The organism is Cyclobacteriaceae bacterium, from assembly GCA_025808415.1.
In the GTDB taxonomy this organism is placed as follows: domain Bacteria; phylum Bacteroidota; class Bacteroidia; order Cytophagales; family Cyclobacteriaceae; genus UBA2336.
This window is the reverse complement of the sequence record CP075525.1, coordinates 78081-99204: the sequence shown is the minus strand read 5'-3', so window position 1 is coordinate 99204 and position 21124 is coordinate 78081. Positions and strand designations below refer to the sequence as shown.

17 protein-coding genes are annotated in these 21124 nt (G+C 43.3%); 5 read left to right on the top strand and 12 right to left on the bottom strand.

Features of this window, described 5'->3' with window-relative positions; genetic code table 11:
* Positions 1 to 198 precede the first annotated feature (198 nt).
* The 6 genes from KIT51_00405 to KIT51_00380 form a co-directional block, all read right to left on the bottom strand.
* Complete coding sequence (locus KIT51_00405) at positions 199 to 3183, bottom strand: DNA helicase (GenBank protein ID UYN86784.1); 2985 nt, start codon at positions 3181 to 3183, stop codon at positions 199 to 201.
* Positions 3184 to 3253: 70 nt separating this feature from the next.
* Positions 3254 to 3598, bottom strand: coding sequence for a hypothetical protein (locus KIT51_00400; protein UYN86783.1), 345 nt, complete (start codon positions 3596 to 3598; stop codon positions 3254 to 3256).
* Positions 3579 to 4352 (bottom strand): HNH endonuclease, encoded by a 774-nt coding sequence (locus KIT51_00395; GenBank protein UYN86782.1) that lies wholly within the window; start codon positions 4350 to 4352, stop codon positions 3579 to 3581. The genes KIT51_00400 and KIT51_00395 overlap by 20 nt, the downstream gene beginning before the upstream one ends.
* 474 nt (positions 4353 to 4826) lie before the next feature.
* Positions 4827 to 8111: a PD40 domain-containing protein gene (locus tag KIT51_00390; GenBank protein UYN86781.1), complete on the bottom strand. Its 3285-nt coding sequence runs from the start codon at positions 8109 to 8111 to the stop codon at positions 4827 to 4829.
* Between the two features lie 339 nt (positions 8112 to 8450).
* Positions 8451 to 10472, bottom strand: coding sequence for a S9 family peptidase (locus tag KIT51_00385; GenBank protein UYN86780.1), 2022 nt, complete (start codon positions 10470 to 10472; stop codon positions 8451 to 8453).
* A gap of 97 nt (positions 10473 to 10569) precedes the next feature.
* A complete protein-coding gene (locus tag KIT51_00380; protein ID UYN86779.1) occupies positions 10570 to 12309 on the bottom strand; it encodes a hypothetical protein in 1740 nt (579 codons plus the stop codon).
* Positions 12310 to 12459: 150 nt separating this feature from the next.
* On the opposite strand from KIT51_00380, the gene KIT51_00375 reads away from it, so the two are divergent.
* Positions 12460 to 12843 carry a response regulator gene (locus KIT51_00375; GenBank protein UYN86778.1) on the top strand — a complete coding sequence of 128 codons (384 nt, stop codon included), beginning with the start codon at positions 12460 to 12462 and terminating at the stop codon, positions 12841 to 12843.
* Here the strand turns inward: KIT51_00375 and KIT51_00370 are convergent.
* Positions 12840 to 13595, bottom strand: a complete 756-nt coding sequence (locus KIT51_00370; protein ID UYN86777.1) for a HAMP domain-containing histidine kinase — start codon at positions 13593 to 13595, stop codon at positions 12840 to 12842. The two genes, KIT51_00375 and KIT51_00370, sit on opposite strands and share 4 nt — an antisense overlap.
* 39 nt (positions 13596 to 13634) lie before the next feature.
* Positions 13635 to 14069, bottom strand: coding sequence for an LEA type 2 family protein (locus KIT51_00365; protein ID UYN86776.1), 435 nt, complete (start codon positions 14067 to 14069; stop codon positions 13635 to 13637).
* A 104-nt stretch (positions 14070 to 14173) separates the two neighbouring features.
* On the opposite strand from KIT51_00365, the gene KIT51_00360 reads away from it, so the two are divergent.
* Positions 14174 to 14785, top strand: a complete 612-nt coding sequence (locus KIT51_00360; protein ID UYN86775.1) for a 2OG-Fe(II) oxygenase — start codon at positions 14174 to 14176, stop codon at positions 14783 to 14785.
* Here KIT51_00360 and KIT51_00355 read toward each other — a convergent pair whose 3' ends face one another.
* From KIT51_00355 to KIT51_00340, 4 genes are read right to left on the bottom strand one after another with little or no spacing between them, the layout of a single operon-like run.
* A complete protein-coding gene (locus tag KIT51_00355) occupies positions 14786 to 15055 on the bottom strand; it encodes a TIGR03643 family protein (GenBank protein ID UYN86774.1) in 270 nt (89 codons plus the stop codon).
* A 29-nt stretch (positions 15056 to 15084) separates the two neighbouring features.
* Positions 15085 to 15357 carry a hypothetical protein gene (locus KIT51_00350; protein ID UYN86773.1) on the bottom strand — a complete coding sequence of 91 codons (273 nt, stop codon included), beginning with the start codon at positions 15355 to 15357 and terminating at the stop codon, positions 15085 to 15087.
* Positions 15354 to 15881 carry a hypothetical protein gene (locus KIT51_00345; protein UYN86772.1) on the bottom strand — a complete coding sequence of 176 codons (528 nt, stop codon included), beginning with the start codon at positions 15879 to 15881 and terminating at the stop codon, positions 15354 to 15356. The genes KIT51_00350 and KIT51_00345 overlap by 4 nt, the downstream gene beginning before the upstream one ends.
* Positions 15882 to 15913: 32 nt before the next feature.
* Positions 15914 to 17572: an amidase gene (locus tag KIT51_00340; GenBank protein UYN86771.1), complete on the bottom strand. Its 1659-nt coding sequence runs from the start codon at positions 17570 to 17572 to the stop codon at positions 15914 to 15916.
* Positions 17573 to 17595: 23 nt separating this feature from the next.
* Here KIT51_00340 and KIT51_00335 point away from each other — a divergent pair, with 23 nt between their 5' ends.
* The 3 genes from KIT51_00335 (at position 17596) to KIT51_00325 (ending at position 21103) form a co-directional block, all read left to right on the top strand.
* The gene (locus KIT51_00335) at positions 17596 to 18066 is read left to right on the top strand and encodes a DinB family protein (protein UYN86770.1); all 471 of its coding nucleotides are present in this window, start codon (positions 17596 to 17598) and stop codon (positions 18064 to 18066) included.
* 46 nt (positions 18067 to 18112) lie between these two features.
* Positions 18113 to 18955: a dienelactone hydrolase family protein gene (locus tag KIT51_00330; GenBank protein UYN86769.1), complete on the top strand. Its 843-nt coding sequence runs from the start codon at positions 18113 to 18115 to the stop codon at positions 18953 to 18955.
* A 135-nt stretch (positions 18956 to 19090) separates the two neighbouring features.
* A complete protein-coding gene (locus KIT51_00325; GenBank protein UYN86768.1) occupies positions 19091 to 21103 on the top strand; it encodes a S9 family peptidase in 2013 nt (670 codons plus the stop codon).
* Positions 21104 to 21124: the final 21 nt, after the last annotated feature.

The window sequence follows — 21124 nt, the reverse complement described above, 5'->3', positions numbered from 1 at the left end:
GTCATTGAATAAATTTTTCAATTTTCTTATCAAAGGCATGGGCATTGGATAAGAAAACCAGCCATTTGGCTAGCTAACCACTACCTCAATGTTATCCCGGGTGAGGTTTATACGGCAGGTAGGGAGATAAGGCGTGGTATATGAGGGTTGATTTTTACTGGTTAAAAGGAGCACCAAATGTAAAAGTGTAGTGAAAGATCAGATTTCAAATAAAGTTTTTTGATAAGAGCTCCCTTTGATTTTATTCATTAGTTCCCGAATAAATTCATAATGCTTAACATATTGATTAGGAACAAGGATCAGTTTAAGGTTTTTACTTTCCACCAGTTGCATCTTAACCTTATCAGACTCCATTCGCTTCCTGTTTTCATAATGCTCTGCACCATTAATTTCAAATAATACTTTAGGCACTCTGCCCACATAAAGGACACCATCAAACTCTTTTTTGTTTACAGCAGAATTGTTAATCTCTTCAGGAAATATGTCAGTCAATTTTACATTTCTTCGAAATCTGGTGCCTTGCACCGTGCAATAGTGGCTCATCGTTTTATAAAATTCATCCTCGAATATTGAATTATTCGAGAACCCAATGGTAAACTTATTTACAGTGCTTTGGGTAACTTGAGTTGTTCCATTTTTTTGTACGTAATCAATCAGCGCGTATAAATCATCGTCTTTTCTTGATAAAATATCTATCGCTCTTTTATCGGCAACTACGACTAATTTTTCTCGTGCCCGAGTAACCCCTACATTAATCAACTGACTATTATTCTTTACCCAATCATATGTTCGTGGGGCCGTATTACTTGAGATCGATGTCGAGATGATGATGGTGCTATTTTCTTTTCCTTGAACTTTATGAATTGTTCCACAATTTATTGAGGACTCTATTTCTCCTTTTTCCTTTGCTTCTTGTAAATAGTGATTTAAAACCTCCTCCTGGTTTCTGAATGGAGTGATAATAAATGTATCTGATAATTTGTTGTCTTTTATGTAGTTCACAATTTCCAGCGCTTCTTCAATTGCTGAGTTTTTACGCTTATGATTTGCATTGTTGACGTCTATCAGCGTTACTTCCCCTATGGTTTTATTTTTTGAAAGATTTAATTTGTTCTCATAAAACCTCATGTTTGAATAATTAATAATTTTTTTTCCGCAGCGATAATGATAGCTCAACAGTATATCTCTCGAGATATTGTCTATTCGCTTGTAAGTAGAAAGAATTGAATTGTTGTAATAGTTGTATGGATCACTAATGCCAAATTGGTTCATTAGCTCTTCATTTCTGGTTTCTTCAAAAACTATAATGGGTTTTAATTGATTGGTGTCGCCAATTAAAACCATGTTTTTACACTTCGAAATGGGAATAAGACTGGTTGCGATATCACACTGTCCGGCTTCATCGATGGCCAGTAAATCAAACTTGAACTTTCTGCCAAGGTTGCGACAAGATATGTTGGTTGATAGAATGACAGGGAATACACGTGTAAATTTCACCATGTTATCATAATCCGAAATCCATTTATTGAATTCTTTTACTTGGCTCTTTTCCTCATCAAGATTCAGAATATTAATTAGCGGAGCATAGTCTTTGTGCTTCAATCGCTTTACACACCGTAATGACTCAAAGTAAAAGAATTGAAGCAATTGATGATTCCCTTTTATTACTTCATAGATATTGTTCAGATCATCGTTTTTAATTTCCGGTATTTGATTGAGTCTTTCTTCAAGTTTCTGTTTCTCCTTTTCAAGTAAATGATTACTTCCTTTTGACAGCAAACTATTCACAAATGCCAGATTTTGAATTAAGTCTATTCTATCTTCATACTGCTTTAACTTGTCTAGTAGTAACTTGTTATTCTCTTTTGACTTTTCTTTTAAATTAAACAGCAATGCCTCCTTAGGAACGTCTTTTGTTTCAAAGGCATACAGTTCTTTAATTGTTTTTAATGCATGGGCCACATATTTATTATTGCCAAGTCTAATTACAGGAAGGAGAATCTTTTTATCTCTATACGTTCCTAAGTATAATTTGTCTTTGATTCCATCAATAGGCACATTGTTGTTTGATGAAATTAATAGTGTCTTATTATTAGTCAGGCAATTGACGATAATATTTAGTAAAGTTTGAGTTTTGCCCGTACCAGGTGGACCTTGTACATAAGTGATCGGGTATTTTAATGCATTATAAATGGTGCGAATTTGATCTATGTTCACATTCCGGTCATACAGTACTATATGGGGTTCTTTTCTGTTCTTTCTGTCGAGCAATGACGAGTTTTGAAAAAATGCTCTTAAGGGAATTTCCATTTCTTTATTTCTTTGATCAGCATTTATGCTGTCATAAATTCCAGAAATATTTATTTGAGCATATCCCAGAACGACTACTTCAGGCCTGGTATTAAGCAGTTCGCCTGTTTTAAAATTGCCCCTCAATAGTTCGATAGCTTCTTCTTTTCCGTTTGCATACATCGCTTCAAAATCTGAAGGGCTTAAGTCGGTGTAATACGACAAGGTGTGTTTAACTCCTTTAATATAGAAGTTTGAATTAAAATGTGTTTTACGGCCTACATGCAATGTTTTACGAACGGGGTCAAACTTTAGCTTCCTGAATGTAATTACGAATTTTCCCTTCGACATGAGATCAATTGAGAATTCACTTAAGGCAAGTTCGTAATCGTAGAATGCGTTATAGTCATTGCTATAGATTTCTTTGACTATCTGCTTCTGTTGCTCATTCGTTAACTGATATGGAGTTTTCTTTACTAGTTCTGTTAAATCTAAACCCGGAATTAAATGTGCTTTATGAAGAAAGGGATCTTTATTGGCCTTGTAACATTCGAGGTAATAATTCAATATATTATTATCATACCTCTGAAAATCATATATCTGCAAACTTTTATCCTGCTCCAGTTTTTTGATTAGATCTTCCGATACTTCATAGTGTGAAAATTTCAGAATTTCAGCTGACTGAATTCCTGAGATAAATATTTTTTTATTTAAAAGCGGTTCGTCCTTTGTGACATTAAACATATGTACATACAGTTCATCATTTGGATTAATGTCTTGTATGCTAATCCAGAATGGTGTAATCTCTCCACTCTTATTTTTGTAAGTAATGTTTAAGTATTTTCCTTCTCTTATAGCTTTCCCTATAAGAATGGTAATTTTTTTATCAATCATCTTTGTTAAAAATAAAATATAAAAATTAGTTAGGTCAGCAGACCGGTTAACTTATTTCACATCAAGCATATTAAATATTGTGACTTTGTTCATATCGAGGCAGCCTGTCAATAAACTTTATAAATTCACTTATTGATCTTTCTTGTGTTGGAAGTTCTGAAGTGTACTCAACACTTTCATATTCATTCCATGTGTGGTCAAAATCAGGAACCCAGTCATCAAATTTTAAGCGAGGTAGTTTCCAATCATTAGGGTCAAAGAATTCAGAATCGATTAAAGAAGCCCTTAGTTTACTCTCAACGAGTTCAAGAGAGTATTCATCAGGGTTAGTAAAAATCACATTACCAAACACTTTATAGTTACCTGCATCGCGGTATTTGTAATTAAATTTTAGGTTATTTCTTGAAGCATTCATGATTATGATATTTCAGAAATTCAGGATCGGGCATAAACTTTTTGGGGAGAATAATCTGTTTATTTTGAAACTGAATAAAATTTTGTTTAATGCTTTTAGTTGAGTCATTCTTGAGTAAAATTGATGAAATTATAATTTTATAATCTTCAGTGATGGTGAGGAGTCCTTTATCGAAGGCTTTGTCATGAAGTGCGTTTAGTGCTAATCCATTTTTAGGATTTAATCTGTTCGTACTGTCTTGACTCCAAGGCTTAATGTGACTTGCAATCAGTAGTTCAGGTTGATTGATGCCTGTAATACAACAACTAAAATCATAATTGGCCATTACTAATGTTCGAAACACAACTTGATTCGTTCTTACTTTAACCATTCTCTCTTTTTCTTCGCCACTTATCGGCAAATCAGTTAAGTCAATTTCATACAATCGGTCAACAGTAATTTTTTTCTTTTTTGCATATAGATTTTCACTCTCTATAAACAGGTTATCCCAATTGTTGAAGAACTCATTCCAAATCTCTTTATCTAAATTACTTACGTTCGAAGCACCTTTAATGCCTCTTGCTTTAAGTTGCGGATCAAGACTTGCAAAGTTCACAAGTTTAAAAGCGACCGAACCGGGTGTACGATCAATCAGGTTTGCTAACTCAATCACATCAGGATTTCTGCTATGAAGTTTACCAAAGGGGAGTTTGCAATAAAGGTTAATCGTTAGAATCAGCTCTTCACGCGTCCAGAGTTTTTGGCCTTCTTTCATGCTTCTTCTGTTACAAAAGTAAAGTTACAGGTATCGCTTAAACACTCATGTATTTGCGTTTGATTCTTCGTGTTAGATAAATCGAGAATTAAATCAGTTCTATTGCCGCACTTAGGACAAGTTTGCGGTTGGTCGCTGATGATAAAAACATTATTAAAATCAATCATGAGTTTTGAGGGTAAAAGTTCATGCACATCTACATATCAAACTTAGCGAGTAAATTTTAAAGTGTGGCGTGCACTGCGTGAGGGATTGCAGTGGATACCCCGCAGTTGCGAGGGCATGTGTGCAGGTACGAGGAGTAGGAGCGGTAAGCCCGACCCCTGACGCGGCTAAGCGGTCAGGGGGCACGCCCTGATGCGCAAGTTGCTCAGGACAGGCCCAAATAAAAAAGCAGTCCTGTGCGGGACTGCCTTTTGGGGTTAATGAGTCACCCTTCGACAAGCTCAGGGTGACAATACATTCTTTTGGGTGTTAATTTTTCTTCTCTGGTCTTCTGTATTTAATAGGTGCTGGTGGCTCGGGTTTTAGTTCAACGGCTTGTGTTTTTAACAGTGTCAAGGCTTCCTGTACGGCACGCTCTAATTGCGGATCGCGGCCGGCAATTACATCGGCAGGTGTTTGCTCTACGTGTATGTCGGGTGGTATGCCTACGCCTTCAACAGCCCACTCGCCATTAATGTCGTAGAAACCACCACGGGGCGCTACCATGCGGCCACCGTCAACAAAGGGTGGTGTATCCCACGTGCCCACAAGTCCACCCCAGGTTTTGGTACCCACCAGCGGCCCGATTTTCATTTTGTTAAACAGGTACGGAAGCAAATCGCCACCAGATCCTGCACGCTCGTTAATGAGCATCACCTTCGGCCCGAAGATACCGGCATTGGGTGTGAGGAACGGTCGGTGATCACTCGCGCGGCTGTTGAAGTAACCGTGCAGTTCGCGCGCCATAATGTCAACCATGTAATCGGCTGCGGAGCCGCCACCGTTGTTGCGCTCGTCTATGATGGCGCCCTTCTTTTGCTGTTGTGCAAAATAGTAGCGGTTAAAGTAGGTGTAGCCGCCCTGCCCGGTGTTGGGCACATATACGTAAGCAAGTTGCCCGTTGGAAAGTTCGTCAACTTTTTTGCGGTTGCTTTCTACCCAGTGCATCATGCGCAGTTGGTTTTCGTTTTCAACAGGCACTACGGTTACTATGCGTGAGCCATCCAGTGACGGTTTGTTGTTCACGCGTATTTTTATCTGTCGGTTGGCGGTGCCTTCAAAAAGTTTGAACAGGTTTTGTGCAGTGGTTAACGGCTGGCCGTTTACTTCCAATAAATAATCTCCGGCTGTTATGTTCACACCCGGTTCACGTAGCGGGGCTTTCAGTTCGGGGTTCCAGTCTTCACCGGTGTAGATTTTTTTGAAGCGGTAATAATTACCCACTGCTTCATAGTCGGCACCGAGCAACCCAATGGGCACATTTTTTACTTCGGGGTAATCGCCCCCGCGGGTGTACGAGTGGCCCACGGCAACTTCACCGCCAACAATATCAACAATGTAGTTCAGGTCATCGCGATGGCGCACGTGATCAACCCAAGGCGCGTACCACTTGTATACATCGTTCCAGGGCGCTCCGTGTACGTTGTCAACATAAAGAAAATCGCGCTGGTAGCGCCAGCCTTCACGGAAGATTTGTTTCCACTCGGCCATCGGATCGATTTTTATTTTTAACGGAGCCAGGGCATCGAGTTTTCCATCACCCGGTTTTTTGTTGTTGTCGGCAGTGCCCAGTATGCCCCACGTGCTGTTGCTGCGGTAGAGCAGCGACTTGCGGTCGTTGGAAATGCTAATATCGTTTACCGGTGTGAGGTAGGTTTCGGTTTTCAGATCTTTAAAGTTGTGGCGATGCAAGGTTGCGCCTTGCTGGTTGGGAACAGCCTCGGCATAAAACACATACCCTTCCGGACCGGGATAGAGCGCGGTGTAGTTGCGCTGCGGAACGTCTACCGCGAGAATGCGTTGCGCGAGGTTATCCATATCAATTTTTACGGCAGTTGATTTTGCCGGAGCAGGTGCTGGAGTTTTTGCACCGGCTTTGGCAGTAGCTGCAGGTGTTGCCGGTTCTTCTTTTGGCTTTTCTTTTTCGTCATCGCTGCGTGGTGCGAGCGGTGAAGTATCGGTTTTGCTGAGCACAATTAAATACAGTGCGCGTGTAATGGGACGATCGTACGAACTCATGTCCAGCCAGCCGGTGTTGAGACCGTAGTTGGTGCTGGCGAGGAAGTAAAGATACTTTCCGGTGGCATCCCACACGGGTGAGATGGCATCGGCCATGCCATCGGTGAGTTGCAGCGTTTGATTAGTTTCAACGTTGTGCACTTTAATCACTTTGTAGTTGCTTTCAATCAACCGTGCATAGGCAATCCACTTGCTGTCGGGCGACCAGATCGGGTTCATGGAGCGGTTTGGATGTGCGTAGCGTTCGGTATCGGCTTTTTTGGTGATGCCTGAGTTTACATCGGTGTATAGTAAGTTGTAATCGGTATCGGTGTAGGCAATGTACTTTCCATCAGGCGACCATTCAGGACGAAAGAAGAATGTGGGGTTGGGTATGGAAATGACTTTCGGTTTTTCCAGTCCTTCCTGATCGGTGATGTAGAGTTGATACTCACCGCTCGCATCGCTGAACCACGCAATGCGTTTTCCATCGGGCGACCATACCGGTGAGCGATCGGCTGCACCGGAGGAGTTGGTGATGTTGCGCCAGTTGCCTTTTTCTTTCGGCACGGTAAAAATTTCTCCGCGGTGTTCAAACAACGCGCGCTGCCCGGTGGGAGAGAGCGAAGCATTTTGCAATGCAGTAGCGCGAACATCTGCCCAGCGTTCGCGTGCCCAGTGAAAATCGCCACGCACATTAATGGTTAGCTTTTTTGTTGTTCCGTTTGCCGGATTGAGTATGTGGAGATAACCACCTTGTTCGTATACAATAACACCTCCACCGGCATCAAGGCTCTTTACATCGAAGTCGGCATGAAAGGTTTGTTGTTTCAATTCGTTAGTTGCTGGATTAAACGACCACACGTTGTTGGCATAATCGCGTTCGGATAGAAAGTACACGACATTATTCAACCATGTCGGATCGGTATGACGTTCGTTATCGGTTTGCGGAGTCATTTTCAACGCGAAAGTTTTCAGGTCAACAATCCAGATGGGTTTGGCCTGGCCACCGCGGTAGTTGCGCCACTCCGGATCCCAGAAACCAATTTGCTGGTAGGCGATGTGATTTCCGTTTTCTGAAATTTCTCCGGCTACGGCACGCGGAATGGGCAGTGCTTCGGGCATCCCACCTTTCTTACTGATTTTGAAAATTTTTGATTCTTTGGTAGGCAACGCTCCTTCACGACTGGAGGAAAACAAAATGAATTCACCATCGGGTGTCCAGCCGGTTACCTGGTCGGCACCGGGGTGCCACGTTAACCGTTCGGGTTGGCCGCCTTCGGCAGGAATTAAGTACACATCGGTGTTGCCATCGTACTGGCCGGTAAAGGCAATGTGCTTGCCATCGGGTGAGAAGTGCGGGTCGGCTTCCATACCTTCATTGGAGGTGAGCCTGCGCGCATCGCCCCCGTCTTTCCCTACAATCCACAAATCGTTGGCGTACACAAACGCGATGTGTTCGTTGCTGATGGTAGGCTGACGCAGCAGCATGGTGCCTTGCGCGAAAGTGTGAAGGGATGTTGCTAAGAGGAGGAGTGTGAGTAAATATGTTTTCATAATCGTGACGGTTAAATCACGATGAAGGTATGGGTTTTGGTTGAGAGGCGGGTTGCCGCTGGCGTAAAACAGCTACTGATTAATGAGGATAAACTTTTTTTGGATGTGAATACAACTTTATGGGTTAACAGGTAGTCTATGTAACACGAACACTCATGAAAACCCTCAGTTTACGCAAAGTCCTGTTTTTGGCTATCGGTATTATGGTAGCGGTAATGATCCTGATCACCACCAGTGTGTTTGGGGTGACTCTTTAACTATTGTGTTCAGGTGTTTAGGTGTGTATGTGTTTTTGTTAGGGCCAACCCAGACACTTAAACACATGAACACAAAAGCACCCTACTTCCCCTTGTATTTTTCAAACCATCCTAATATATAACCAGCCTTGTTGATCTGGTTGCTTGGGCGGTCGGCAATGCCGTGGCTGGCTTCCTGTATACGCACCAATGCCGTTTCAACTTTATTCAATTTCAATGCGGTGTAGTATTGTTCCGATTCGGCCATGGGTGTTCGATAGTCCACTTCACCGGTAAGCAACATGGTTGGCGTTTTTACATTTTTAGCGTACGAGAGTGGCGATCGTTTCATGTAGTGATCGACATGGTCCCATGGAAAGCCCGGGAACCAGTATTTGTAAAAGAACCCCGGGCTATCGGCATACAATACAAAGCTATACCAGTTGATTACCGGCTTGGCCACTACCGCTGCCTTGAAGCGATTGGTGTGTCCAACAATCCATGCGGTTAGTACACCACCACCGCTGCCACCGGTAACGAACAAGTTTTTGTCATCGATAAATCCTTTAGCGATCACCGCATCTACCCCGGAGATGAGGTCATCGTAATCTTCGCCCGGATAATTGTGATGGATGAGGTTGCCAAACTCGGCACCGTAGCTGGTGCTGCCACGCGGGTTCGTGTACAACACTACATACCCTTTACTGGCGAAGAGCTGAAGTTCAAAGGCAAAGCGCGAGCCGTAGTTGGCAAATGGTCCACCATGAATTTCAAGAATGAGCGGATACTTCTTTTTCGGATCAAAATCGGGCGGGTAAATAATCCAGCCCTGTACATCGCGCTTATCGTGTGATGATTTATACCAGATCTCTTCCACGTTACCAGGCTTTTTTTGCGTGAAGAGATCATCGTTTACACGTGTGATGCGTTTGGCTTCACCGCCACCGCGCACACCAGCGGCTAAATCAGCCGGATGATCGGGTGTAGAATGCGTTAAAGCATAGCGACCATTTGAGGCTACGGTAAAGGTTCCGCCACCATAGGGCCGGTCAATCGTAAGTCCGCCAACGTTGTTGGTGAGGTTGGTAATTTTTCCGGTTAAGTCCGTGTACGCGATGAGGGTGTTCCCCTTATCGTCATATTGAAAGAATAATCCTTTGTTGTCGCTGCTCCATTGAATGTTTTCAATGTCGCGATCAAGTGAAGAGATGATTTTACGAAGAGAGGATCCATCGCGGTTCATGATATAGAGATCAGTAACCTGGTAACCCTGATATGCATCGTCAAAGCCAACATAAGCAATGAGTTTTCCATCGGGTGAAACTTTAGGATTTCCATCGGGTCCCTGCCGTTTGGTGAGTGTCTTTAAGGAAAGATCACTTAATGCTATTTCATGGATCTCGCTGTTGGCCGGATCAAATTCATGATCGGCATGACGGTTGGCCGAAAAAATAATACTCTTGCTATCGGGTGCCCAGCAGTAGTCGCCACCATGATTGAAGTTACCGGAAGTAAGCTGGCGTGGTGTTCCGCCATCGACTGATAAGACAAACAAATGGCTGTAACCATCTTTCAAATACCCCGCACCATCAAAACGGTAGGTCATGTTCTCAATGTATTTAGGAGAAGCTGCCCATTTGGCACCGGCAGGTGCATTGGGTAATGCTACCAGTGAAGCGGGTTTATCTTCCACGAAGCTGTTGAAGGCAATGTGTTTTCCATCGGGCGACCATTGAATGTTGCCTATGGATTGCTTCAGGTTGGTGATTTTGGCCTCAGCACCGTTGTCGAGCCAGCGCAGGTAAAGTTGCACCGATCCATCCTTGCTTGATTTATACAAAACACGTTTGCCATCGGGTGACCACCGTGGTGAAAAATCATTTTGATTACCGGTGGTGAGTGGCCGGTTATCCGAGCCATCGAAATTCACCATCCACAAATTCGAAAAACTTTTATCGGCCATCACATCGTTGTAATTGCGCACATAAATGATTTTCTGTCCGTCCGCTGAAATCTGCGGATCAGAAATCCACTCGAGTTGGAATACATCCATGTAATCAAGCTTGCTCTGCGCATTTATTTCATAGAAGAACAGGAAGGGGAGGAGGAATAGAAATTTTTTCATGTCTTTTGTTTTGAGTTCAAGTGTATATGTGTTTTAGTGTTTGAGTTTTTAGGTTGGTGCTACGAAAACACGTACACACATAAACACCCAAACACTATTAGTATTTCCAACTTTTCAAGTCAGCACCCTTCGGTGCACTCTTTTCAATCCGTTTTAAAATTTTGGGCAAGTACATGGTGTTGTACCGTAAGCGGGAGATATAATTAGGGTTATTATGATCCCCATTCCAGCAATGCTCGGCACGGTCGCCATAGTCAACTTCGCCACCATAGAATGGATTTTTGGTTTTCTTTAAAAACGCTTCCATTAAATACACTGCGTTGTTCAGGTAATAATTATCCATGTCGCCACAGTAAATGTGAATCTTGCCTTCCAGCTTTGGACCGAGTGTTGCCCAATCGCGTTCAAGAATGTAACGCAGGTCGTAATTTTCTTTCCAGTATGCGGCTACGCTGTGATCAATCTCTCCGGTTACTTTATCCCACAACCGCTTCGGGTAGCCGTCTTCACCTTGTGGTGAGTACACAGCTTCCCATATATCCCACTGCTGGCCGGAGCGTCCTTTTGTGCCCAGTGCCAGTTCGCGATAATTCATTTCACGTAAAGTTGCCGTAAGCTGGCCTAAATAATTGCGGTAGCCCGGGCGTTCGGTTTTCTTGAAATCACTTTGGTAGTAATAGGCATTCTTGTCGTTGTAAATATCCACCGTACAGTAAGCCCTGAAATCAATCGGATCGGGGCAGGCTGCAAAACACCCATTGAATTCATCGGGATAAAACATTTGAACCGCCAATGCCTCCCAGCCGCCTGTTGAACCGCCATAGGTAAAGCGTGCCCAACCTTGTCCGATGCCACGAAATTGTTTTTCGATTTCCGGTAACAACTCATACATAATGGCATCCCCGTAAGGCCCTTGTGAAGCAGAGTTCACGGCATAGGAGTCATCGTAATAGGGTGTTGGGTGCTGTATTTCAATCACCAGAAAGCGCGGAAAGTTTTTGCCCGTCCATTGTTTGTAAAAGTTATAGGCCTCCTGTGCCTGAATTTTTTTATATCCATAAATCCCAAATCGCCCGGTATAATCAGTAGTGTCCATATTCGGATCGGGTGGTGTTTCGCTAAAGCCACCGAAGTCGCTTGGAAAATGTCCGTGATAAATCATTAGCGGATAGCGAGCTTCCGGATGATCAGCAAAACCTTCAGGCACCAATACATGTGCACCTAAATACATGGGTCTGCCCCAAAACTCCGTTAGTTTTTCGCTTTGAATTTTTATGTGGCGGATATACTTGGTGTCTTTTGGTTCGGTAACCGGTGGAATTTTCATATCCATCACCACGTTAATGGTTTCAGCTTTCGATGGATCAACCGAAATCTTCACCGGAGTATTATAAAAGTTTCCGGGTTTACTGTTCCACTGCTGTCCTTCCCCCTGATCGGGCGGCAGCTTAACGGTATGTCCGGTCTTTAGATTAAAAGTTTCATAGCGATTCAATAGTGCCTGTATATAGTAGTCGCCTGCCGGTACGTCTTTCAGCGATTGAATAGGATAACCAAAGGCGGACGCATCAATAATAATTTTATCCCCCGGCTTCATTCCCTCTACATCCACACCAAAAATCAATTGCGTTGAGGGGCCATCTACAATTTGGTTACGGGGTTCTGCTTTTGCGTTGTTTGATAGCATAAGCAGAAGCCTGCCATCCTGCGCCTGTTCACTGAGTTCCTTTGTGAACGAGATGGCGAATTTTACACTTTTGGTAAGCGATGAATCGGTTTTGGTACACTGCGTGATCAACAGGATTGCAGCAAGCAGTAAAACGGTTTGTAGTTTCATACATGGGGTTATTTGTTTATAAGATAGGACACCCGTGACAGATAGCAAAACCTTTTTTTTGCGTGGATGAACCCCAATTTTCAACCTTTTGGCAATGCCCCAAATGATTTCTTTATTATATATTGCACTGCAATACATTACCGTAGGCCTATGACCATCCACCTCATCGAAGATGATGATATTTATGCCGAGTTTATCAAGCGATCGCTAAGTCAGGATGCTGCAAACAAGGTCATTACCTTTCATTCGGCAGAAGATTGCCTTTCTGCGTTGAACGGTGGCCCAATGCCCGATGCCTTTATTGTGGATTATAAGTTGCCCGGTAAAACCGGTATTGATTTTTATGATGAGATTAAAGACAAACTTAAGGATGAGCAACGCCTGATTATGATGAGTGCCATTGACGATGGTAACATGGTGCTGAGTTTCATCAAAAAGGGTGTGCGCGACTACGTAATTAAGGATGACACTGTTATTGAATCACTGAAAGCGATACTGGATGGTAAAGAAGATGATTACTACCTCTTTAATTAACCCGGCATTGTAAGCGGTACCAAAAGCTGGAATGTGCTGCCCACACCCTCGTGGTTTAAGCACGAAACTTTCCCGCCAATTTTTTCGACCATGGCTTTGGATATGAATAGCCCAAGCCCGGTAGAACTTTCGCCACCGGTAGGGCGGGCAGTAAACTTTTTAAATTTCTGGAACAACTGCCGTAACTCATCCTGCTTAAAACCAAGGGCTTCGTCTTCAATTTCAATCAAGGCAGTGTTGTTGTAGTACGGGTTGGCCCGTATCCACACCTTCTTGCCAGGAAATGAGAATTTCAACGCGTTGGAAATAAGCGTATCAACAGCCCGTTGCAGGCACTGTTTGTCGGTATGGAGCATGGCGTTTTGGCTTTCAACCACAAGCTTAATACCTTTTTTAGAGGCTACATTACTAAAACTGGTTATGACCGACTGCATGAAACTTTGCAGTTGAATGTCTTCTGGCATTAAGGTTATGGAATTGTTTTCGATGCTGCGGTAGTCCACCAGGTTACGGATCATGTCCAACCCGTCAGCCACAACAATGTGCATTTTTTCCAGGTAATTTTTTTGTTCCCCGGTAAGGTTGTCGGGCCCCATCTGCAACAGTTGAACCAACGCGTACAACCTGTTTAAAGGTGACTTCACATCGTGCGAAACGATACTGATGAGTTTGCGTTTTTCTTCCTGCAGATTTTCAATTTGCCGGAGCAAATCAACCGGATCTAACAAGGCAGGGTGTTCGGCATCATCCATAAGTAAGAGGAAAGTTAAAAACTTCCAAAAGATTATGTATTAAAGGCGGATGCGGATTTCTTCCTTATAATTCACCGGTACCGAAAAGGGAACGCCCTTGTATTGCAGCCGTATTGTTCCTTTATAATGAATCTGGAATTTTTTTCCACCGATAACGGCAAAAACAGCATCCAGCAGCCCGATTTCTTTCATGTTCAGTTTTACTTCCAGGGGCACGGTAAACTCATCCTTTGCCGGAACTTTCAGTTTCAGTTGCTGATCGATTACAGCAGCCTTTTTACCATCAACAAAAACCTCCATGTCAATCTTCTTCACCGTCATGCGGATGTTGTTGGGGTTATAGAGGATTGCATTGGCCTTAAGCAAGGGCTCTGAAGTTGCGTCAACAATTACATCCTTGATTTTTCTGAGCTGAACATCTTCTTTAGGCTTACAGGAAGGAAAGGCCACGAGAAGGACAAAGAAACCAAGCATGAGGGGCCAGGTTTTTTGATTAACAAATAACCAACAACGAACAACCAAACCAGTGTCTACGATCATAGCGGTAAGTATAAATAATCTATTTCTAACTTTGCGGAATGAATGCTGATTTTGAACTCATTGCCGATGGCCTTGCCGAACAAGGATATGCCGTAATTGATCAATTTTTGAGCCAACATGAGGTGGAGGACATTTTACAGGTAAAGGAATTTAACGATAACCAGTTGTTTAAGAAAGCCGGCATAGGCAATAGTCAATCCATGCAGATACAGGAGGGTATTCGTGGGGATTATATACAGTGGCTTGATAAGGAGACGGCCGCAGCACCGGTTAAGGTTTACCTGGATAAACTGGATGCGCTGACACAGTTTTTAAATCAGGCTTTGTTTTTAAGCCTTAAAGATTTTGAAGTACACATAGCCCGGTACCCGGTGGGTACTTTTTATAAGCGCCACCTCGATCAGTTTAAGCAGGATGATCACCGCAAGCTTTCCGTCATCTGTTACCTGAATAAGGGTTGGAAGGAAGAACATGGTGGTCAATTACGCATGTATCTATCGGAGGGTTCATTAGATATTTTTCCGCTGGCCGGACGGTTGGTTTGTTTTCGTTCCGATCAGTTGGAACATGAAGTGCTCCCTGCAACCCGTGAACGATTGAGCATAACGGGCTGGATACTGGACAGACTGGCTGAACTTAAACATTTGTAGTCAGCGCTTGCTGATTTTATTTTTGGAAATGGAACGCTGGCGTGAACACTTAAAACGATTTACTTCATCCAATCGTTTTGCACGATGCTTCGTGGTTCTTCCCTGTACACGGGCACGCCATAATTTCCAGCTTGAAGTTTTCAGGTGCTGGCGCATGAGTTCAATAACTTCCTTTTCACTTAACCCGAATTGGAATTCAATGGCATCGAAAGGGGTGCGGTCTTCCCAGGCCATTTCAATGATACGGTTGATGTCTTCTGCCGAGCGCATGATGTATTAACACCTGCACTTACTAAAAGTTATACGTGCTTATGACTGTTGTACTTTTCGAGAACCCATTGAGAAACGGCTTCTACATATTCAGGAGAAAGATTATCTTTATACATCTGACGGATAAATTCCACACGGATTTCGCCTTCTGAAAAACCCGGATGCTGTGCTCGGATGCGGTCTTCAATTTGTGTATTTACCTCCTGAATTAATTCAAGACCGAGACGCACACGTTCTTCCTGCGGTTTGGAAAACCATATTTCCCGTTGTTTTTTTCTGATATGATCTGGGGTATCGTTCACAGCAGTCCAAAGGTAATAAGATTCAGCTCCCGAACCCATTTGCTCAGGTATGCTCTATCAACATTGTTTTCCAATAAACTTCTGATGTCATCTTTTTGTCGGTCGCTTTGAATTTCCTGAATCCAGATTAGCTTGGAGAGAATAAGATCTTCAACTGAAACCAGCCACGCTTCATGACCAAAAAGCTTTTGCCTTGAACGCCTTTCAAATTCTGTTTTACGAAAAGGAGAATTTTTTCTAACGACAAAATCTATTTTTAGCCCAGAGCGACTATCAATGGCATTAAACATTCCTTTTCGATGAAGCTCCTCCTTCACGGCTGGCTTGTGTAGATAGAACTGATCTTTGAATATTTCATAGAATGAACTAAGTGATTCTTCTGAAAGTTCAATAACAATATCAATGTCCCGAGTAGTTCTTGCCACGGTATAAGCAAGCATGGCCATACTTCCGGAAACCATATACGGAATGTTTCTGGCATCAAGTGCGGCTGTAATTTCTTTAAAAAGTTCGCTTACTGACATCACCTAAAACTCAAGTTAACGAAATGCATCATTCATTTTTTAGGTTGAAAAAATGGAGGTTGTTTATCCTCCCATTCCGTTGCCTCCTGGTAAGCACGAGCCACTAAAAGAGGTGCAGCCTCGCCATACAGCTTTCCTAAAAACGAAATGCTGGTAGGCGAACCAGTGTTGTTAAATCCATTGGGCACAACCACACACGGGTGTCCGGTTAAATTGGTAGTGAGCAATTGCGTGCCACCAAAACTGGGGCTGATAATTACATCAAAATCTGTGGTGACTTTATGATACTCTTCAATGAGTTGCTGACGAAGCCGCGATGCATTTATGTACTCCACGGCAGGTATAAAGCGGGCCGTGCGAAACGTGTTTGGCCATGCCCACCGCAATTGATTGGAAAGCAAACTGTCGCGATTGGATCGGGTAAGCTCGTCAAATGCGGCAGCCGCCTCGGCCGTTAACATTAAGCGTATGGCAGCTACCGGAATGGAGGTGGGGAGTTCCAACTCAACCAATTCAATGCCAAGGGATTTAATTACCTCTAGTGTTTTTTGATCGTTTTCCTTGCCAGGATAGGTGGCTTCGAAAAGCGATTTTAAATACCCGACTTTTAATTTTTTAATATCCGTTTTAATGGAATAATTAAACATTGAGGCAGTGGCACTTTTATCCAGCGCATCTTCACCATGAATAACATGGTAGACTAACGCTGCATCAAAGGCCGAACGACAAATAGGCCCGATTTTATCCATGCTCCAGCTTAGCGCCATAGCACCATAGCGACTTACTGTTCCATAACTGGGTCGCAGTCCGCTGGCACCGCAGCGTGTAGAAGGGGATACAATTGAACCGAGTGTTTCAGTACCAATCGAAAAGCCAACTAAACCGGCCACCGTTGCTGAAGCAGAACCGGCTGAAGAACCGCTTGATCCTTGTTTCAGGTTCCATGGATTTTTGGTTACCCCACCAAACCAGATATCGCCCAAGGCCAACGCACCCATGGAAAGCTTGACAACTAAAATGGCCCCTGCTTCATCCAGTTTTTTAACCACAGTGGCTGTAGTAGTTAGTTGCTGATCAACGTAAGGCTCAGCACCCCAGGTTGTTTTTGTTCCTTCAACAGCCAACAAATCTTTTATCCCGTAAGGAATGCCATGCAACGGTCCGCGGTATTTTCCTTTGGCAATTTCTTCATCGGCTTTGCGCGCCTGCGCCATGGCACGCTCTTCAAGAATGGAAACAACGCACTGCAACGTGTCGCCATATTTTTTTATGCGGTTGAGATAAAGTTGAGTTAATTCAACAGATGTTATTTTTCTTGATTTTATCAATACAGCCAGTTTGTAAACCGGATAAAAAGCGAGCTCCTCTTTATTAGCCGGAAGCGCAACGTCCTTTGGCAACCCCCAATCAATTGGCTTCTGCAGCGTTTCTTTTTTAAATCCTGAAGGCACCGGATCGAACCACAACGACATGGGTATATGGTTTTGCAGATTGTATTGATGCAGGGTTTGTATAGAGCGCTGATAGTCGCGAAGCCCTTGCAGCAGAGAGTCACGCTCTACCTGCGTAAAGGTTAAATCGTAAAAAGGCTCAATTTCGGCCGTGGGGTGTGTTGATTGTGCTGTTAGAACCCTTACCGAAAAAGTAAATGCAACTATTATAAAAAGCCTGTAAATTGAACGCCTGTTCATACGCAGTTATTTTTTTCCAAGATATGAAGGAATATTTTTTAAAACTCTACCGTTACAATGCATGGTCAAATAAGCGGGTGTTGGGCGCGTTGGAGCAACAGAATGTTACCGATGAAAAAATCCTGATGCTGATGAGCCATGTAATGGCTGCTCAATTGCTGTGGTTGCACCGTATTTTGGGATTGCCAGCGCCCGATGTTGAGCTGTGGAAACTATATTCTATTGAACGGTTAAAAGAATTAAGCGAAGAAGGATCAACCCGTTGGTTGCAATTTATTGAGGAGCATGATGATTTTAACCGGCAACTTCGTTACCACAATTATGTAGGTCACGCTTTCGAAAACAATGTTGAGCAAATCATGATTCATACCGTAAATCACGCAACCTATCACCGCGGGCAGGTTGCCTTGCTGATGCGTGAACGAGGGTATGAACCCATCAACACAGACCTTATTACGTATGACAGAGTAGTGACAGGTCAGCTGAAGGCCTGAACAATATTCATGATAACTGGTTTAATGAGAACTAAACAATCAAACTATGAAGAAAATCAATTTACTTTTCATGCTATGTTTCATAGCGGTGACAACCTGGGCACAGGATGGCATTACCATTTGTCACACACCGGCTACCGAGAAATTTGCACTCTTCGCTTCCAATAAGGATTTTAATAGGGCACATGCTGATCCGCTTCCGTACACACACCAGAGCTCTGTAGGAAAGATGATTACCTTTAAAACACCTGATGGAAAGGACGCTAACGGATATTTACTTACCGCTAAAACCAAAACCAACAGCTGGATTTTTGTTTTTCAGGAGTGGTGGGGATTGAACGATCACATCAAGCGTGAAGCCGAACAATTGTATAATGATTTAGGAAATGTAAATGTATTGGCCATTGATATGTACGATGGAAAAGTTACGGATAAGCGCGAGGAGGCCGGTCAATTAATGGGTGCATTTAAACAAGAGCGTGGCAACGGCATTGTTCAGGGTGCCGTGAATTATGCCGGTAAAGATGCAAAAATAGGAACGGTGGGTTGGTGCTTTGGCGGTGGCCAGTCCTTGCAAGCTGCATTAACAGCCGGCAAGCAAGCCGTTGCCGCAGTGATGTATTATGGCATGCCCGAGGAAAATATTGATCGTTTGAAAACCTTAAACTGCGATGTGCTGAACATCTGGCCTACGCAGGATCAGTGGATCAACAAAGCGGTGATGGATAAGTTTGAAGCCAACATGAAAGCTGCCGGAAAAAACCTGACAGTGAAAGCATATGATGCCGATCATGCCTTTGCCAACCCGAGTAACCCAAAACATAACAAGGAGTTTACGGCTGATGCGCATAAACATACACTCGAATTTTTTAAGGCACGGTTGAAGTAGATAGGATCTTTTAATTTAAAATAAGCCTGCTAAAGTGATTTGGCAGGCTTTTTCATTTTTTAGATTACCACTCAAAACATTGTTTGCGGAATTTTAAACGGTAAGTGGTAGGTTTAATGTATAACCCCAACGAATATGAGAAATTTATTTTTGCTGATCGTGTTGTGCTTAAGTGTTGCTTTACACAGCGTAGCACAAAATGTAAAGAAACTCCGCCTCGAGCAATCGCTTGACATGGAAACTGTAGCGGATCCGCAACTTTCACCGGACGGGTCGGAAATCGTGTACGCACGTACCTGGATTGATAAATTGAACGACAAACGGGAAACCGATTTGTGGATCATGAGTACGAATGGATCAAAAAATCGCTTCTTAATTAAAGGAGGGTCACCCAGTTGGTCGCCTGATGGTACCCGCATTGCTTATACCGCATCGGGTGACCCAAAGGGCACGCAGATTTTCATCAAATACAAAGGCACTGAAGGCAGTACTCAAATAACCCGCCTCGAAAAGTCACCATCTAACATCACATGGTCTCCTGATGGTCAGCAAATTGCCTTCACCATGATTGTTCCTGCAAAAAATCCATGGCCTGTAAAAATTCCGGGTAAACCAGAAGGCGCCAAATGGACGGAAGAGCCAAAGTTTATAAATAACCTTGTTTACCGAAGAGACCGCGTAGGATTTTTAGAGGAAGGATATGTACACATATTTACTGTACCGGCAGGTGGTGGTACTCCACGTCAGATCACCCAAGGCGATTGGGACCATGGCACCTCAGGAATTTCATGGACACGCGATGGAAAGGAAATTGCATTCAGCAGTTTACGAATACCTGAAGCAGAATATGCATACCGTGAATCGGAAATTTATGCGGTTAATGTAGCAACTGGTGTGGTGCGTCAACTTACCACACGCAAAGGTCCCGATTTCGCACCAGTGGTTTCACCCGATGGTAAAATGGTGGCCTATGTCGGTTATGACTGGACAGATGATACCTATCGTGATTCACAACTTTACATGATGAATATTGATGGTACGGGGCATCGCTCGTTAACGCCAACGCTGGACCGAAGCCCAGGAGGATTAATCTGGGCAGCGGATAATTCGGGCGTATATTTCAACGCGCAGAATGAAGGCAGCAGTAATTTTTATTTTGCTCCGGTAAAAGGAAACGTAAGGCAAGTAACACAGGGTAAACAAATGCTTGCGGTTACCAGCCTGACAGCACAAGGAATAGCTGTTGGTACTCTTGCAGACTCAAAAAATCCTGGTGATGTTGCCAGTTTCACCATTGCCAATCCAAAGCCTGTTCGTTTAACAAACGTTAATGAAGATGTGCTGGGCACTGTTCAGCTTGGCGATGTTGAAGAAATCTGGTACACGTCCGTTGATGATTATAAAATTCAGGGCTGGATTGTAAAGCCACCGGACTTTGATCCGAAGAAAAAATATCCACTTATCCTGGTCATTCATGGAGGCCCTCATGCTATGTATAACCTCGCCTTTAATTTTACCTGGCAACACCATGCTGCGGAAGGATACGTTGTTTTGTATACAAACCCACGCGGCTCAACCGGTTACGGAAGTGCTTTCGCCAACGCCATCAAGAATGCTTATCCCGATAAAGATTATGATGATCTGATGAAAGGTGTAGATGAGGTGATCAAGCGCGGGTATATTGATGATCGCAACCTTTTTGTATATGGAGGAAGCGGAGGCGGAGTACTTACCTCATGGATTGTTGGCCACACCGATAGATTTGCTGCAGCTTCAGTAAATTTTCCGGTTACAAATTGGCTTTCCTTTGTAGGAACTACCGATGGCGTGAGCTGGTATAAAAACTTTGCCAAGTATCCGTGGGAAGATCCTTCTGAACATTTAAAGCGTTCATCTTTGATGTATGTTGGCAATGTAAAAACACCTACCATGCTTATGTGCGGTGTAAATGATTTACGCACCCCTATTTCACAAACAGAAGAATATTATTCGGCCTTAAAAGTTTTGAAAGTTCCCACGGTGATGATCCGTTTTAATGAAGAGTTTCACGGCACATCATCAAAACCGTCAAATTATTTACGCACGCAGCAATACTTGTACTATTGGTTTAATCAGTACAAACGAAACGGACCTACTGCATTGAAGTAGACAGAATATCTGTTGATGATG

Coding starts and splice junctions, on each gene's coding strand:
- KIT51_00405 (UYN86784.1), bottom strand. CDS start 3,183: ATGATTGATAAAAAAATTACCATTCTTATAGGGAAAGCTATAAGAGAA.
- KIT51_00400 (UYN86783.1), bottom strand. CDS start 3,598: ATGAATGCTTCAAGAAATAACCTAAAATTTAATTACAAATACCGCGAT.
- KIT51_00395 (UYN86782.1), bottom strand. CDS start 4,352: ATGAAAGAAGGCCAAAAACTCTGGACGCGTGAAGAGCTGATTCTAACG.
- KIT51_00390 (UYN86781.1), bottom strand. CDS start 8,111: ATGAAAACATATTTACTCACACTCCTCCTCTTAGCAACATCCCTTCAC.
- KIT51_00385 (UYN86780.1), bottom strand. CDS start 10,472: ATGAAAAAATTTCTATTCCTCCTCCCCTTCCTGTTCTTCTATGAAATA.
- KIT51_00380 (UYN86779.1), bottom strand. CDS start 12,309: ATGAAACTACAAACCGTTTTACTGCTTGCTGCAATCCTGTTGATCACG.
- KIT51_00375 (UYN86778.1), top strand. CDS start 12,460: ATGACCATCCACCTCATCGAAGATGATGATATTTATGCCGAGTTTATC.
- KIT51_00370 (UYN86777.1), bottom strand. CDS start 13,595: ATGGATGATGCCGAACACCCTGCCTTGTTAGATCCGGTTGATTTGCTC.
- KIT51_00365 (UYN86776.1), bottom strand. CDS start 14,069: ATGCTTGGTTTCTTTGTCCTTCTCGTGGCCTTTCCTTCCTGTAAGCCT.
- KIT51_00360 (UYN86775.1), top strand. CDS start 14,174: ATGAATGCTGATTTTGAACTCATTGCCGATGGCCTTGCCGAACAAGGA.
- KIT51_00355 (UYN86774.1), bottom strand. CDS start 15,055: ATGCGCTCGGCAGAAGACATCAACCGTATCATTGAAATGGCCTGGGAA.
- KIT51_00345 (UYN86772.1), bottom strand. CDS start 15,881: ATGTCAGTAAGCGAACTTTTTAAAGAAATTACAGCCGCACTTGATGCC.
- KIT51_00340 (UYN86771.1), bottom strand. CDS start 17,572: ATGAACAGGCGTTCAATTTACAGGCTTTTTATAATAGTTGCATTTACT.
- KIT51_00335 (UYN86770.1), top strand. CDS start 17,596: ATGAAGGAATATTTTTTAAAACTCTACCGTTACAATGCATGGTCAAAT.
- KIT51_00330 (UYN86769.1), top strand. CDS start 18,113: ATGAAGAAAATCAATTTACTTTTCATGCTATGTTTCATAGCGGTGACA.
- KIT51_00325 (UYN86768.1), top strand. CDS start 19,091: ATGAGAAATTTATTTTTGCTGATCGTGTTGTGCTTAAGTGTTGCTTTA.